13 protein-coding genes are annotated in these 14,912 nt (G+C 64.3%); 10 read left to right on the top strand and 3 right to left on the bottom strand.

The genetic code is table 11. The annotated features are described in order from the left end of the window. Positions 1 to 11: 11 nt before the first annotated feature. Positions 12 to 980, top strand: coding sequence for a LysR family transcriptional regulator (locus tag CVS48_RS04620; protein ID WP_100853451.1), 969 nt, complete (start codon positions 12 to 14; stop codon positions 978 to 980). Here the strand turns inward: CVS48_RS04620 and dkgB are convergent. Further along, on the bottom strand, positions 943 to 1,749 hold the full coding sequence (gene dkgB / locus CVS48_RS04615) for a 2,5-didehydrogluconate reductase DkgB (protein WP_100853450.1): 807 nt from the start codon (positions 1,747 to 1,749) through the stop codon (positions 943 to 945). The two genes, CVS48_RS04620 and dkgB, sit on opposite strands and share 38 nt — an antisense overlap. Positions 1,750 to 1,874: 125 nt before the next feature. On the opposite strand from dkgB, the gene CVS48_RS04610 reads away from it, so the two are divergent. Next, positions 1,875 to 2,789, top strand: a complete 915-nt coding sequence (locus tag CVS48_RS04610; protein WP_100853449.1) for a LysR substrate-binding domain-containing protein — start codon at positions 1,875 to 1,877, stop codon at positions 2,787 to 2,789. A gap of 89 nt (positions 2,790 to 2,878) precedes the next feature. Then, positions 2,879 to 3,772, top strand: a complete 894-nt coding sequence (locus CVS48_RS04605; protein WP_100853448.1) for a DUF4261 domain-containing protein — start codon at positions 2,879 to 2,881, stop codon at positions 3,770 to 3,772. On the opposite strand, the gene CVS48_RS04600 is transcribed toward CVS48_RS04605, so the two are convergent. After that, on the bottom strand, positions 3,756 to 4,970 hold the full coding sequence (locus tag CVS48_RS04600) for an MFS transporter (RefSeq protein ID WP_100853447.1): 1,215 nt from the start codon (positions 4,968 to 4,970) through the stop codon (positions 3,756 to 3,758). The two genes, CVS48_RS04605 and CVS48_RS04600, sit on opposite strands and share 17 nt — an antisense overlap. 98 nt (positions 4,971 to 5,068) lie before the next feature. Between CVS48_RS04600 and CVS48_RS04595 the strand changes: the two genes are divergently transcribed. Continuing rightward, a complete protein-coding gene (locus tag CVS48_RS04595; protein WP_100853446.1) occupies positions 5,069 to 6,016 on the top strand; it encodes a LysR family transcriptional regulator in 948 nt (315 codons plus the stop codon). 21 nt (positions 6,017 to 6,037) lie between these two features. Here CVS48_RS04595 and CVS48_RS04590 read toward each other — a convergent pair whose 3' ends face one another. Next, positions 6,038 to 7,135, bottom strand: a complete 1,098-nt coding sequence (locus CVS48_RS04590) for an EAL domain-containing protein (protein ID WP_100853445.1) — start codon at positions 7,133 to 7,135, stop codon at positions 6,038 to 6,040. 352 nt (positions 7,136 to 7,487) lie between these two features. On the opposite strand from CVS48_RS04590, the gene CVS48_RS04585 reads away from it, so the two are divergent. The 6 genes from CVS48_RS04585 to CVS48_RS04560 all read left to right on the top strand — a co-directional run bounded on the left by CVS48_RS04585 (position 7,488) and on the right by CVS48_RS04560 (position 14,911). Further along, positions 7,488 to 8,057 carry a sigma-70 family RNA polymerase sigma factor gene (locus CVS48_RS04585; protein ID WP_242001369.1) on the top strand — a complete coding sequence of 190 codons (570 nt, stop codon included), beginning with the start codon at positions 7,488 to 7,490 and terminating at the stop codon, positions 8,055 to 8,057. Further along, the gene (locus CVS48_RS04580; RefSeq protein ID WP_157814450.1) at positions 8,057 to 8,689 is read left to right on the top strand and encodes an NrsF family protein; all 633 of its coding nucleotides are present in this window, start codon (positions 8,057 to 8,059) and stop codon (positions 8,687 to 8,689) included. The genes CVS48_RS04585 and CVS48_RS04580 overlap by 1 nt, the downstream gene beginning before the upstream one ends. 247 nt (positions 8,690 to 8,936) lie before the next feature. Further along, positions 8,937 to 10,451, top strand: a complete 1,515-nt coding sequence (locus CVS48_RS04575) for an AMP-binding protein (protein ID WP_157814449.1) — start codon at positions 8,937 to 8,939, stop codon at positions 10,449 to 10,451. A gap of 524 nt (positions 10,452 to 10,975) precedes the next feature. After that, positions 10,976 to 12,415 carry a TolC family protein gene (locus CVS48_RS04570; RefSeq protein ID WP_242001370.1) on the top strand — a complete coding sequence of 480 codons (1,440 nt, stop codon included), beginning with the start codon at positions 10,976 to 10,978 and terminating at the stop codon, positions 12,413 to 12,415. A 21-nt stretch (positions 12,416 to 12,436) separates the two neighbouring features. Continuing rightward, on the top strand, positions 12,437 to 13,417 hold the full coding sequence (locus CVS48_RS04565) for an efflux RND transporter periplasmic adaptor subunit (RefSeq protein WP_100853441.1): 981 nt from the start codon (positions 12,437 to 12,439) through the stop codon (positions 13,415 to 13,417). Between the two features lie 12 nt (positions 13,418 to 13,429). Beyond that, the gene (locus CVS48_RS04560) at positions 13,430 to 14,911 is read left to right on the top strand and encodes an efflux RND transporter periplasmic adaptor subunit (protein WP_100853440.1); all 1,482 of its coding nucleotides are present in this window, start codon (positions 13,430 to 13,432) and stop codon (positions 14,909 to 14,911) included. Position 14,912 lies beyond the last annotated feature (1 nt).

Genomic DNA, 14,912 nt, shown 5'->3' with positions numbered 1-14,912 from the left:
CAGGAAAATAAATGCTGATCGACAGCCGATTGCTGCACGTGTTTGCCGTGGTGGCGGAAGAACTGCATTTTGGACGCGCCGCGCAACGGCTGCATCTTAGCCAGCCGCCCTTGAGCCAAAGCGTGCGCAAGCTGGAAGAAGAGCTGGGCGTGCAGTTGCTGGAGCGCACCACCCGATCTGTCCGGCTGACATCGGCGGGCGCTGAACTGCAACGCCGCATCCGGATGATGGCCGCCGAGCATGACGCAACCATCCGCCATGTGCGGCAGGCGGCCAGCGGCGAGGCCGGTCAATTGACCATCGGCCTGACGCCCAGCGCGGCGTATTCGAATGTGCCGCAGGCGCTATTCGCGTTTCGCCAGCGCTATCCCGGCGTGATGCTCGACCTGCAAGAGATGAATTCAAGCGAGATGCCCGAAGCCCTGCACCAGCGGCGCCTGGACCTGGCATTGTTGCGGCCGCCCTTCGCGGATGCCGACCTGGCGCCGGTGTCGCTGTATTCCGAGCCGATGGTGTTGGCGTTGCGGGCGGATCACCCCTTGGCGGCCAAGCGCTGGGTGACGATGGCGCAGGTGCTTGAGCTTGAGTTGGTGGGTTATGCGCGCGATCGCTCGCGCTACTTCAGCCAGGTGCTGCGGCAGATGATCGAAGTGGCGGGCAAGCCCGCCAACATCGTGCAGGAAAGCATGATTCCCACGATTCTGACCTTGGTCGAAGCCGGCTTTGGCGCAGCGGTCGTGCCGGCGTCACTGGCTCGGATGCGCATGGATGTGCTGGCTTACGTGGGCATACGCGGCCCCGGCGCCTTCCGCGCGGAACTGGCCGCCGCCCGCCATCCGGACAACCACAACCCCTTGGTCGACGCCTTCGTGGCGATCATGCGGGAAACGCCCGACAAGCGTGTGACGACGCCTGATCGTCCTACGCCTGTTCGTCCTGCTCCTATTCGTCCCACTTCGCGGCCAGCCCGTCGGGGCTGACTTCGCGCCCTTTGCGTTCCAGCGCGGCAATTTGCGTCATGTCTTCTTCGGTCAGGCGCAGTTGCAGGGCGAGCAGGTTGCTGGCCAGGTTGTCGCGCTTGGTCGACGAGGGGATCACGGAATAGCCCCGTTGCAGCGCCCAGGCCAGCGCCACTTGCGCGGGCGTGGCGTTGTGGCGTTGGGCGATCTGCTGAATGACCGGGTCTTTCAGCACCTTGCCGTAGGCCAGCGTCATGTACGACGTGACGTGGATGCCTTGTTCCTTCAGGAAGGCGGTCAGCGCGGCGTTCTGCAGATAGGGGCTGAGTTCGATCTGGTTGGTGGCGATGGCGTCAGCGCCCACGGCTTCGATGGCTTCCCGGGTTTCGGCGATGGGGAAGTTCGAGATACCGATCTGGCGCGTCAGGCCTTGCGACTTGGCGTCGGCCAGCGCGCCCATGCACTCCGCGATCGACACCCCGTTGCCGGGCGCGGGCCAGTGGATCAGGGTCAGGTCCACGTAGTCGGTGCGCAGCTTGGCCAGGCTGTCCTCCAGGCTGGGTACAAGCTTGTCCTGCGCCATGTTGGGCACCCAGATTTTCGTGGTGATGAACAGGTCTGCGCGCGCCACGCGGGATTCGGCGATGGCTTGGCCGACGTCGGCTTCGTTTTCGTAGATCTGCGCGGTATCGATGGCGCGGTAGCCGACGTCCAGCGCGTTGCGCACGGAATCAATGACGACCTGGCCTTGCAGACGGAACGTGCCGACGCCGAATTGGGGAATGCTCATGTAAAACTCCAAAATTGGGGGTGAAGATCCAGGCGGCGATGGCCCGGGAATGCATGCAGTGTGCCCGCCCGATCCTTGCAGAAAAAGCCCTGTATTGGCGAAAGACTTTTGATATAACGTCAAACATGAAAACCACACTCGACGAAATGCAGGTCTTTATCGCGGTGGTGGACAGCGGGTCCATCACCGCTGCCGCCGACGTGCTGGGGCAGACTATTTCGGCTACCAGCCGCACCATGAGCCGGCTGGAAGAAAAGCTGCAAACCACGCTGATGCGACGAACCACGCGCCGGCTGGAACTGACCGAAGAAGGTCGCGCCTATCTGGAACAGGTGCGCCGCATCGTGGCGGCGGTGGAAGAAACCGAAGACCTGATGAATGTGCGGCGCAATCAGCCGGCCGGCTTGTTGCGCGTGGATGCCGCGTCACCGTTCATGCTGCACGTCATCGCGCCGCTGGTGCCGGGCTACCGCAAGCGTTATCCGCAAGTGGAGCTGGAGCTCAACAGCAACGAAGGCAATATCGATTTGCTGGAACGGCGCACCGATCTAGCCATTCGCATCGGGCGGCTGAAGGATTCGTCGCTGCACGCGGTGCCGCTGGGGCAAAGCCGCGTGCGCGTGCTGGCCAGCCCGGCCTATCTGGCGCAACACGGCACGCCCAAGCGCGTGGCTGACTTGAGCACGCACACGCTGCTGGGTTTCAGCCAACTGGAAGCGCTGAACGAATGGCCGCTGCTGGATGCCGATGGGCAAGCCTTGCACGTCAAGCCCGGCGTGCGCGCGCATAGCGGCGAAACGCTGCGGCAGTTGGCGTTGAACGCCGGCGGCATTGTCTGCCTGTCGGATTTCATGACGCGAGCGGACCGTGAATCGGGCGCCTTGCAGCAAGTGCTGCCGCGCCACACGCAAGATGTCAGGCAGCCGATCAACGCGGTGTATTACCGCAACACCGCGATCTCGTCGCGCATCAAATCGTTCATCGACTATGTGGTTGAAACCGTGGGGCCGAACGGATTCTCGGAGCCGGCCGGACGGTGAGAGATGTGTCCAATCGAGACATGGCGTCAGGCGCGACTAGGGGCAAACGTATACTGCCCCCGTTTTAATTCTGGATAGCCCCAAACTCCATGAGCATCTTCTCCCGCTTCTTTGGCCGCAAGGAAGAATCCGCCGACTCCCGCGCGCTGGCCGCCAACCCCGACGTTGAAAACCCGCTGAGCTTGCAGGTGCTGTTCAACGCACCGCTGGCGTTGCACGAGGACACCTTGAAGGCCGCGTTGTGCGCGTATCACCCGTCAATGAGCAAGGCTCGCGTCGAGATCGCGCCCGACATGCCGGAAGTGCTGGGCCTGGCGGGCTGGGGCGAGCACGTGGTGCGGCTGGTGGGTTTTAACGCACCTTATCCCAAGGATTCGTTGGAAGCCTGCGTGGCGCCGGCCCATTACCCGGGCACGGTCAAGGACGAAGTCCGCGCGCATGCCAGCCACATCATCCTGTACTACGGCGGGTTCGCGAAAGATCCGCTGGAGCAATACGTGGCGCTGGCCGCCGTGGCCGGCGCGTTGACGGGGTTCGGCGCCGTGGCGGTGTTGAACGAAACCGCGCACACCTCGTTGCCGGCCGGCGTGTTCGATGCCGAGTCGCTGGGCGAAGAAAGCCTGGACCTGCTGCGCACACTGCCGCTGAACATGCTGTATTGCGGCTTTGTGAAATACGACGTGGACGGCGTGGCGGGCGTGTGGATGCGCACGTATGGCGCCGACCGGTTCGGCCTGCCCGATTTCGCGGCGCTGGCGCGGGGCCATGATGAAGGCGAGTACTACTCGAACATGTTCAACAACATCATGGGCTACATGCTGGAAAGCGGCGCGGAACTGGCCGCCGGGCACACCATGCAGATCGGCGAGAACGCCTATATGAAACTGCGCGAGCCGGCCCGCGAAGAGTATTTCCTGGACGGTCCCGCGCAGGTGTTGGTGGCCGAGATCATCACGGCCGACGAGATCAACGCGCCGCAATAACCGCGCGGCCGCCCAAGGCGGGCCACACCCGCAAGCCCAGCGCCACCGCTGCCGCACTGGCCGCCACCACCGTCACGCCGGTCCAGCCCCAGTGCGCCAGCGCCAGGCTGCCCAGCGCGCCGCCAGCCGCCATGCCGATGAACACGCCCGTCATCAGGATGGCATTGAGCCGGCTGCGGGCGGCGGGGTCGATGCCATAGACGATGCTCTGATGCGCGATCAGCGAGGTCTGGATGCCCAGGTCGAAACCGATGGCGGCGCCGGCAATCAGCCACAGGGCGGCGTGCGGCGACAGGAACGGCAGGAAGATCATGGCGGCGAACGACACCATGGTCAGGCCCGCGCCCAGGCTGGCCACGGCCAGCGGGCCACGCGTATCAGCCACGCGGCCGGCCAGCGGCGCGGCCAATGCACCGGCCGCGCCCGCCAGGCCGAACGCGCCCGCCGCACCGGCGCCCAGGTGGAACGGCGCGCCATGCAGCATGACCGCCAGCGTCGACCAGAACGCGCTGAAGCCCAACGACAGCAAGCCCTGCGCCGTGGCCGCGCGGCGCAGTCCCGGATGTTGGCGCCACAAGGTGGCCAGCGAACCCAGCAACGCCGCATACGACAACTGAGCGGTCGGCACAAAGCGCGGCAGGCCGCGCCACAGCGCCGCGCCCAAGGCCACGATGGCGACGGCGGCGGCCACGAACATGGCGCGCCAGCCGAATTGCTCGGCTACAAAACCGCTGACCACGCGCGACAGCAGGATGCCCAGCAGCAGGCCGGTCATGACGGTGCCGACGATCTTGCCGCGCTGCTCGGCGGGCGCCAGATGCGCGGCGGCGGGCACGATGTCTTGCGCCAGGGTGGCCGACAAGCCCACCACGAAGCTTGCCGCCAACAGCACGCCGATGGACGGCGCCATGGCGGCCGCCAACAGCGCCAGGCTCAGCACGGCGGCTTTGATCAGGATGATGCGCTTTCTGTCGTGGCGGTCGCCCAGCGGCGCCAGCAGCAGGATGCCGAAGGCGTAGCCCAGTTGGGTCAGCGTCGGAATCCAGCCCAGCGTTTCGGCGCTGGCGTGGATCTCAACGCCCAGCACGCCCAGCATGGGCTGGCTGTAATACAGGGACGCAACCGACAGGCCGGCGCCGATCGCTAGTAGAAAAACCAGGCCACGCGACAAGGTGGCGGAAGGAGTTTGGGATGACATGATGACGTGTCCGAAGGTTCGTGTACGGGGCAGATTCTGGGCGTCTGGATCATGTTTTGGTAGCCGGCGCGGCGGTACATCGGTTATACGGTTGGCGTATGAGCACCTCTGCCCCGACTGTCATCACCCCCGCCGCCGCCGGCACCGACCGCCTGCTGCTGATCGAAACGTTCGTGCGCATCGTCGAGGCGGGCAGCCTGTCGGCCGCCGCCGCGCAACTGGGCGGCACGCAACCCACCGTCAGCCGCCGGCTGCAATTGCTGGAGCGCTCGATGGGGGTGCGGCTGCTGCAACGCTCCACCCACGCCATCCGGCTGACCGAGGATGGGCAGCGCTGTTATGAACGCGCCAAGGAACTGCTTGCCACCTGGCAGTCGTTTGAAAGTGATGTGCGCGGCGCGGGCGATGAACCCACCGGCACCTTGCGCGTGGTGGCCCCGCACGCGTTTGGCCAGGACCAATTCGTGGAGCCGTTGGCGCGCTACTTGCAGCAGTATCCGGCGATGCGCGTGGAATGGCTGCTGCATGACCGCATGCCGGACCTGATCGCCGAAAACGTGGACTGCGCGATTCGCGTGGGCGCGGTGACCGACCCGTCCGTGATCGCCGTGAAGCTGGGCGAAGTGCCGCGCATCGTCGTTGCATCGCCCGACCTGTTGCGCGGGGCGCCCGTGCTCTTGCAGCCGGAGGCGCTGGCGTGCCTGCCCTGGTTGGCGTTGCGCACGTTCTATCGCACCGAGGTCAGCCTGACGCATTGCGACACGGGCGCAACCGAGCGCTTCGGCATCCACCCGCGTCTGTCCACCGACGGTTTGCACGCGCTGCGCAAGGCCGCCGTGCTGGGCCTGGGCGTGGCGCTGGGATCGGCGTGGGTCATGCAAGACGACCTGGCCGCCGGCCGCCTGGTGCATCTGGCGCCCCAGTGGCGCGCCGACCCGCTGCCGGTATTCCTGGTGTATGCGCCGTCGCGTTTTCAGCCGGCGCGGCTGCGTCGATTCATCGAGATCATGCGCGAGCATCTGCCTGTCGGGCTGGCAGGCGGCTGACGTGGACAGCCCCCGCGCTTATCAGACCGGCCATACCGTCGGGTCGCAATGGCCGGACGTGGCGGCGCTGGCTCCCGGACAGAAAGACGTTGCCGCTTGCGGGGCGGACGCGGACGCGGACGCGGACGCGGGGGCGGCGGGCCGGGTTGCGTTGGCGCGCAGCAGTTCCGCCCGGCACGGGCGACCATACAGCCAGCCCTGGCCGGTGGCTTCGGGCGCGCGTTCCAGCACATAGCGCGCCTGCTCTTCGGTTTCGATGCCTTCGACCAGCACAGAGATATTCAAACGGCGTGTCATCTCGAACACCGTGTCCAGCACCGTGGTCGCCCACGCATTCGCGCTGATCCAACGAATCAACGTGCGGTCCAGCTTCAGGCCGCTGACGCCCCACGTGAGCAGATTGCTGAGGTTGGCGTAGCCCGCCCCGAAGTCATCAATCACCACGCGGAATCCAACTCGCAAGTATTGGGCAATCAACGTGCGCGGGTCTTCCACCAAGAACGCCAGAGACTCCGTAATCTCAAGCACGATTCGGTCGGGCGGTATTCCAAACTCGCGTGTGGTATCGACCATGAACTTCACAAAGGAAGCGTCTTCGATGTCGCGCGGCGTGACGTTGATGCTGGCGTAGAAATCGCCCGGCTCTCGCAAACGATCTTGAAGGTCGCAGAAGGCGGCGCGCACGATGTGGCGCGTGAGTTTGCGTCCCAGGCCCGTTGACTCTGCCCACGCGAAAAACGTATCGGGCGGAATCACGCCCAGCGTCTCGTGCGTCCAGCGCGCCAACGCTTCGACGCCAACCATGTGGCCCGTGGACATCTCCACAAGTGGTTGATAGGCCATGTGGATATGGCCGCGCCGCATCGCGCGGTTCAATCGGCGTCGCACCGCTGACGCACCGCCAAACCAGCGATAGCACAACAGGCTGAGCAGCACGCCGCCAATGGCGCCAAGCAAGGCGGGCCAGTGCACATCGCGCGCGGGTTGCTCGACTGCGCCGCTGTTCTCACCCGACGAGGAAGCGATGGCATCGTAGGCGACGCCAAAGATAGCCCCCGTTAAAACGAGCAATAAAAAATAGGGCAGGCAGGGGCGCAAGAAACGATGAGGAATGGTCATGGATGCGAGCAGATCCGCAATATGTCTTGGTTGCCGCGGCAAAATAAAAGCCAAGAAACCGAGCACTAATAAAGGGCTTGCGCAGTGACCATGTGGACACCTTGCAAGACCGTGCCGATTACTCAGCACGCACTCACTAGTTCGCGCGATAACGCGGGCTTGTTGCAGTCTTGACGTTAATTTTCATTTGGCTCGATGCCTTGTTGCTAAGCTCATCGCAAACGCAATGTTCAGTTATAGACAGCGCATGAAATTGTGTATCTGTCTGTTTATCGGAGCGTATACTCCGCTGCATGGTTCACGCCCATGCGCCATCGTTGCGGCCAAGCCGCTGTTCTGAATGGCGGTAGAAATGCCCAGAGAATTCTCCTCCCAGTTAGGGACTGTGGAATCCGAGCTCAAGGCACTGTGGCTACAAGCCCAGGCCGGAGACGAAGTCGCCTATCGAGATGTGTTGGGCCGCATTGCCCGCTTGCTGCGCGCCTATCTGCGCCGGCGCATGGCCGGTTGCCTGGACGATGTCGAAGACCTGGTTCAAGAATGCCTGTTGGCCCTGCATCTGCAGCGTGCAAGCTATGACTCCAACCAGCCGCTTTCCGCCTGGGTATATGCAATCTCTCGTCACAAGCTGGTCGACTTCTGGCGCCGCAATCGGCGCTATGGTGCGCTGAACGATCCTATCGACGACGTGGACGAACTGCTTCTTGCCGGGGAAGCCAATGAAGCGACCTCCCATATGGATCTGGCTCGTTTGTTGGGCGAGTTGCCGGATGCGCAACGTCGAGCCATCGAACTGACTAAACTGGAAGGATTGAGTGTGGCGGAGGCCGCGGCGCGGATTGGCATGTCAGAAGGCGCCATCCGGGTTCAAGTCCACCGTGGGTTAAAACGGCTGAGCCTACTCGTCAAGGTGGTCATATAGTGAAAACCAAGGACTACATCGATTTTCTAGCCACCGGCGCGGGGCCTGCGCCGACATCAAATACGTCTTTAAAACTCCGCGCCGCCTTGCTGGCCGGATTGGCCACCAGCCTGGGAATAGGCCTGGTGGCGAACGGCACCGCAACTCCCGCTATTTTGTTGGCCAGCCGCTGGTACAAGCTGCTTTATGCCTTGTCGATCCTTGCGTGCGGATGGTTCATGGTCACGCAGTTGGCCCGTCCGATATCGCGCGTGCATCGGTCCATGTGGTGCTTGATGGCGGTGGTGCTGATCATGGCCGGATTCGGTGCCGGGGCCTTGATGAACGCACCGCCCGATCAATACGCCGCGTTGTTATTAGGCCAGAGCTGGCAGGTTTGCTCATTGCTGATACTGCTGTTTTCCCTACCTGGTTTGGCGGCGTTGCTATGGGTCTTGCGCTCGTTGGCGCCCACACGATTACGTCTTGCCGGCTTTGCCGCTGGCGTTTTTGCGGGGTCGTTGGGGGCCTTGGGTTACAGCGTGATTTGCCTTGAAGATTCGTTCTTGTTCGTGGCGGTCTGGTACACGTTGGGAATTGGCTTGAGTGGCTTGCTTGGCATGTTGCTTGGGCCCAAGGTGCTGAACTGGTAGGCGTATTGGTACGTATTGATAGCGGATGTCGTCACGGACCCATTGGGGTCCGTTGTTGTTTTTGGCGTTGATGTTTGCGGCGTTGATTCGTGGTGTGACTGCATGGTGCAAGCGTTGTAACGAAACGGCGCACGACGGCGAATAAGAAGACATGCCGGCGCTGGCCGCCCCGCTCTTCAGTCGTGTGAATGGGGCGAGACGCGCGGGCGCCCAGCCGTCGCGCCGCGTCGGCGCCAACGAGTACGCCATGAACGCCCAAGAATTCTTCGATGTGTTGACTCAGCATGCGGCAAGCACCTACCGGCCCGCGGTGATCGGGCCGCGCGCGTCGCTGTCCTATAGCGCGCTGTGCGCGCATGTGAAAGAACGCGCGGCGCTATACAAGCAGTTGTCGGTGGGCGTGTTGCTGACGCTTCAAGACAACTCGCCCTGGACCATCGTCGATGATGTCGCGGCATTGATGACCGATGTCGTCCATGTCCCGTTGCCGCCGCTCGCGACGGACCGCATGGTGACTAGCGCGCTGGAACGCTGCGGCGCGGATACGGTGATCGCGCCCGGCGCCATGGCGGCCAGGCTTGTCAGGTTGGGGCTGCGGCCGTCGGTCACGCTGTCCGGCGGCGATGGCGTGTTTGTCCGGGACGTTGCATCGCCCGCGCGCGCGCTGCCGCCAGGCACCGCGAAGATTGTGTTCGACATCGACGGCGAAGGCATGGGCCGGGGCATATGCCTGAGCGAGCAAGCGTTGCTGTCGGCCGCGTCGTCGACGGCGCAAGCCTTGGCGGAGCGGGGAATCAAACGGCATTTGATGACCCGCCCCTTGGCCACGCTGCAAGAGTGCGTGATGGGGGCCTATGCCAGCTTGATATCAGGCGCAACGTGTGTGGCCATGCCGGGCAGCCATTTCGCGCTGGACGCGATGGGCGTGGACCCGCTGGCCTTGCACGAAGAGCTTGAGCACCACGGCGCGCAGAGCTTTTTGGCGACGCTGCAAACGCTGGTCGATTACGCCACGTTCTTGCAGGACCGTCGCGCCCGCGCGCCCGTCACATTGCGCTGTGCGCTGATCGACGGCCCGGCGGACGAGCTGGGTGTGCGCCGACTGTTCGAAGCGACCGGACTGCCTGTCGTGCCGACCTTCTCTTTGCCCGAGGCCGCTTCCGTCATCACGATGAGAACCGACGGCATCCGCCACGCCGGCTCGGCGGGAAAGGTGCTGCCGCACATGTGGATGCGCGTGTCCGCCAGAGGTGAACTCGAGGTCAAGGGAACGCTGTTCCTGGGCTACGTTGGCGACGCGCCCTATACGGGGGAATGGCTGGGCACGGGCCGGTATGGAGAGATCGACGCCGAAGGGTTCGTGTATCTGTTGGATCGCGCGGGCTCGGCTCTCGTTGCGACCTCGCGCGCGGGGCCCACGCAGGCAAGCGCCGAGCGCGCCTTGATGGATACGTTGCTGTTCATGCAGGCCGTCGTGTATCTCAAGCCGCGCGTGGGATGCTGCGCGGTGTTATGGCCGATCGGCCAGAGCCTGTCCGACGGCGAAATACAGGCTGCCATCGACCGATGCAACGCCCGTCTGGACGCGCGGTCGAAGTTGGTGAGATGGACGCGCGCCAAAGCGCCGTTTTCATTCGTGGCGGGGCTTGCCACATCGCGAGGCCGGCCACGCCGTTCGATGATCTTGCGCCTGCATGATCATGAGTTCAATGAGGCGATCGCCGAAGACGCCCGCCACGATGCGCTGATCGCCGACGTGTGATGGGATGGCGGCGCGATAAAGGGCGCGCATCACTGCGCGCCCTTGTTTTATCCCCGACGTAATTGCCGAATCATCGCAAGACTGTTGCGTTGGCGGACCCGGCATGTCCGCATTTATATGACAAGAAAAATACTCGCAAACTTCAGACCATATTGAGCGAGAGACAAATATGCCGAACTCCCGCAAAGCTATGTCCATTATTTACCGTTCTTAACTATTGCCCCCGTAACCGGATGCAGCGCGCGCTCGTATTTACAGCTATGGGCCGCTCGTCTGCATTCTCCGGGTCGATTCCATACGAGTTTTTCTTAGGCGGATTCTGTCAGGGACGCACGCAGTCGTGCGCGACAAGGGTAAAGAACATGAGCTCCATCGTAAGCCTCGGCATCGGCGGCACACGCCGGCCCAGATTAGAAAGTAAAGCCCGGATATGCGCCGTAACGGCTTCCTTGGCGGCGGTATTGCTTGCCGGTTGCTCGGTGCAACCCAAGCAATTCGAAGCGGCCGAAAATCGCGATCGAGCCATGGATTTGATTGCGCGATCCACCGCCAACCAGGAGCCCATCCTGGGCCCGGTGGATCTGTACGAAGCCATGGCACGCGCCATCAAATACAACCTTGATGTGCGCGTTGAAATGATGGGCGTCGCCTTGGCGCAGCGCGAGCTGGACTTGAAGCACTACGACATGCTGCCGAAGTTTGTCGCGTCACTGGATTACTCCGGCCGCGATAACTATTCGGGCGGCGCCAGCCAGTCATTGCTGACGGGCCAGACCTCGCTGGAACCTTCCACGTCGTCTGAAAAGAATGTGCTGCAAAGCAATCTGCAACTGAGCTGGGACGTGCTGGATTTTGGCCTGTCGTATGTGCGCGCCAAACAAGCGGCCGATCGGGTCAACATGGCCGACGAGCGCAAGCGCAAGGTCATGAACCGTTTGATCGAAGACGTGCGCACCGCCTACTGGCGCGCCGTCAGCGCGGAGCGTTTGCTGGGCAAGATCCGTGAACTGGAAACGGCTACGCAGACGGCGCTGGACCTGGCCGCCGAGCAAGACCGTCTTGGCCTGACCGCGCCGCTTGCGCCCTTGAGCTACCAGCGCGAAATGCTGGGCATCCGGCGCGACGTGCAGGCGCTGGGGCGCGAGCTGGGCGTGGCCAAGCAGCAGTTGGCCGCCTTGATGAACCTTCCGCCCAACACCCAATACACGATCGCGATGCCGCCGCCGATGGAAAGCAACAAGCCGTTGGTACTGCCCGGCATCGCCGATGACTCGGCGGCATGGTTGCAAGTGGCGATCGAGAACCGGCCCGAGCTGCGCGAAGTGGCGTATCAGCTGCGTGCGAACGATCAGGAAAACACCGCCGCCTTGTTGCGCTCCTTGCCCAGCCTGAAGCTCTTTGGCGGTTTGAACGCCAGCACCAACGACCTCCTCTACAACAGCAACTGGATCGGTTGGGGTGCGGTGGCCAGTTGGAATCTGCTGAACATCTTCCGCCTGCCCGCCGAGAAGGCGCAGATCAAGGCGGAAGGAGACCTGCTGGACCAGCGGCAGTTGGCGTTGACCACGGCAGTGGCCACGCAAGTGGAAGTCAGCCGCGCGCGCTACGCCCTGCGCCAGGATGAGCTGGACACGGCGCGACGCTTCTACGACGTGCAGTCGCGTATTGAAGGGCAGATCGATTCGGGCTTCAAGGCGGAAAAGCTCAGCCGCCAGACCTTGATCCGGGAACAGATGAACACCTTGGTGGCGCGGGTGCGTTATGACCTGGCGCTGGCGGACCTGCAAAACGCCTATGCCAACGTCTTCGCGTCGCTCGGCATCGACCCCGTGGACACCACCATGAGCACCTCTGACGCCGTGCCGACGCTGGCGGGCAAGCTGCGCGGCATGTGGACGGCGCGCGACGCCTTCGCCAACAACGAGCAGGACGCTCGCGTGGCCGTGGTCGCGCCGACACGCTAACCCTCTTTCGCGGGAACCATCATGAACAAGCAAAGAAGCATCGCGCCCAAGGCGGGTTGGCCTCGTCGCGTCTGGTTGACGCCGTTACTGCTGGCCTGCGCCACGGCCTGGGGCTCGCAACCGCCGGCTGACGGAGGTTCCGCGCGCGGGGTATTGCGCGCCACGGCCGAGGCCACGCTGTCGTCATCGGTCTCTGAAAAGATCCTTAGCATGCCGCTGCGCGAAGGCGAACGGTTCAAGCAGGGCGACGTGCTGGTCAGCTTCGATTGCCGTCGGCTGGAAGCGGAACTGCGCGCCGCGCGCGCCGGTGCCGCCGTCGAAGCGCGCAATGCAAAGGTGCAGTCGGAACTGTTGCGCATGGCGGCCACCGGCCGCGCCGATGCCGACATCGCACGCTTCAAGCATCAAGAGCGCCAGGCGCAGGCCGACGTCATCCAGCAGCGCATGGTGGACTGCAAGGTGGTGGCGCCGTATGCCGGCAGCGTGGTGGAAACGCTGGCGCGCCTGGACGAAACGCCGCCCGCCAACGAAAAGCTGATCTCTATCGTGAGCGATGGCCCGATGGAATTGCACATGGTCGTGCCGTCCAAATGGCTGGCGTGGCTGAAGGAAGGGTCCGACCTGGACTTCATCGTCGATGAAACCGGTGATGTGCTGCCGGCCAAGGTGACGCGGGTCTCGGCGGCGGTGGATGCGGTCAGCCAGACGATCAAGGTGGTGGCGCGCGTGGAACAGGCTCCCGTGGGCGTGCTGCCGGGCATGAGCGGACGCGCAACCCTGGAAGGCGCCGCCGCCACGTCCGCCACCCCGATGGCGTCGACGCCGGAGCCGGTGCAAGCGCCAGCCGGCAAGCTGCCCGTTCAGGCGGTCTATCACGTGCCGCCCGGTAGCGAAGGCCAACCGCCCGCGGTCATGCCGATACCGTCGACGCCAGCCCATGCCACGCCCTCGGGGTCGGTGCGTGTTGGCGCGCCGGGTTCCAGCAATAGCGGTGTGCGGTAAGGAGTGCTTGTCATGGCCCTTCATGTTGCAAGCTCCCGGAGTGGGCCGGCTGAATCCGTGGCTGGCGGCGAAGCCGCGCGGCCTCGACCCGCCGCGAATGCGCCGTCGGTATCGCAGGCCGATCCGCAGAACAGCACGGGCGCGCAACTGATCCGGCTGGAAGGCGAGCTGCGCCGTTGCGACTCGCCCGATGCCTTGTGGCAGCACCTGGCCAACGAGCCCATCGCGCTGTTGCCCTTTGGCCAGGCGCTGGTGTTCGAAGGCGCGCCAGGTGGCCGCTGGCGCGTGGCGGCCATATCGGGCCTGGCAAGCGTGAACCGCGATGCGCCGCTGGTGCGCTGGTACGAGAACATGGTGTCGTCGCTGTGTCGTCAGAAGGGGAATGCGGCCGGCGCGCCCGTTGCTTCCGATACGCCAGACCCAAGGGCCGTCCGCGCTTTCGATGTACACGCCTACGCCGATCCGGACGACCCCTGCTCGGCCGACGCAGTGCTGACTTCGCTCTTGTGGGTACCGCTGGCCGATGTGGGGCAGGCGCCGCGCGCAGGCTGGCTGCTGGCGCGTGATCAACCCTGGGAAGATGCGCACCAGCGCCTGGCTACGCGCCTGGGCGGGGCCTATGCCCATGGCCTGTCCGCCATCGCCGGCCGCGCCCGGCCGCCCGCCGGTTTGCGCCGTCATCGCCCCAAGCTCTATGTATTGCTGGCAGCGTTGGCGGCGGCGCTGGCGTTTGTCCACGTGCCGCTGACGACATTGGCGCCGGTGGAAGTCACGCCGCAAGACCCCTTCGTGGTGACGGCGGCGCTGCCCGCCGTGGTGGAGCGCATTCTGGTGGCCCCGGGCGCAACCGTCGCCGCCGGCACGCCGCTGGTGCAATTGGTGGATACCCAACTGCGCAGCGATTACGAAGTGGCTATTCAGAAGGTGGAAGTGGCCCGCGCCAAGGTGCTGCGGCTGCAACAGGCGGCCGTGTCCGACTCTACCGCCAAGCGTGAACTGGCCGTGGCCATGAGCGAAGAATCCGTCGCCACGGCGGAACGTGACTACGCACGCGCCATGCTGGCCAAGGCCTTGCTGCGCGCACCGCAGGACGGCGTTGCCCTGTATGGCGACCCGCGCGATTGGCTGGGCCGCCCGGTGGCGGTGGGCGAAGCCATCATGCGCGTGGCCGACCCTAACCGGGTGCAATATCAATTGAAGGTGCCGGTGGCGGACTCGGTCAATTTGCAGGAGGGCGCCTCCGTGCGTGTGTTCCTGGACGCCGCCCCGCTGGACCCGCTGGACGCGAAGATCGTGCGGGTGGCGTATCGCGCGGAATCCGACGCCGCCGGCGTGGCCAGCTACACCGTGCTGGCACGGCTTAACGACCCCGCCGCCGCGCCCGAACGCCTGGGCCTGCGCGGCACGGCGCGCGTCTATGGCGAGCCGGTGTCTTTGTTCTACTACTTGATGCGGCGGCCCATCACGGCGTTGCGCCAATGGACCGGAGTTTGAC

Origin of the sequence: Achromobacter spanius (genome assembly GCF_002812705.1) — a bacterium.
In the GTDB taxonomy this organism is placed as follows: domain Bacteria; phylum Pseudomonadota; class Gammaproteobacteria; order Burkholderiales; family Burkholderiaceae_B; genus Achromobacter; species Achromobacter spanius.
The sequence above is the reverse complement of the archived record's forward strand: the minus strand, read 5'-3'. Positions and strand labels throughout refer to the sequence as shown.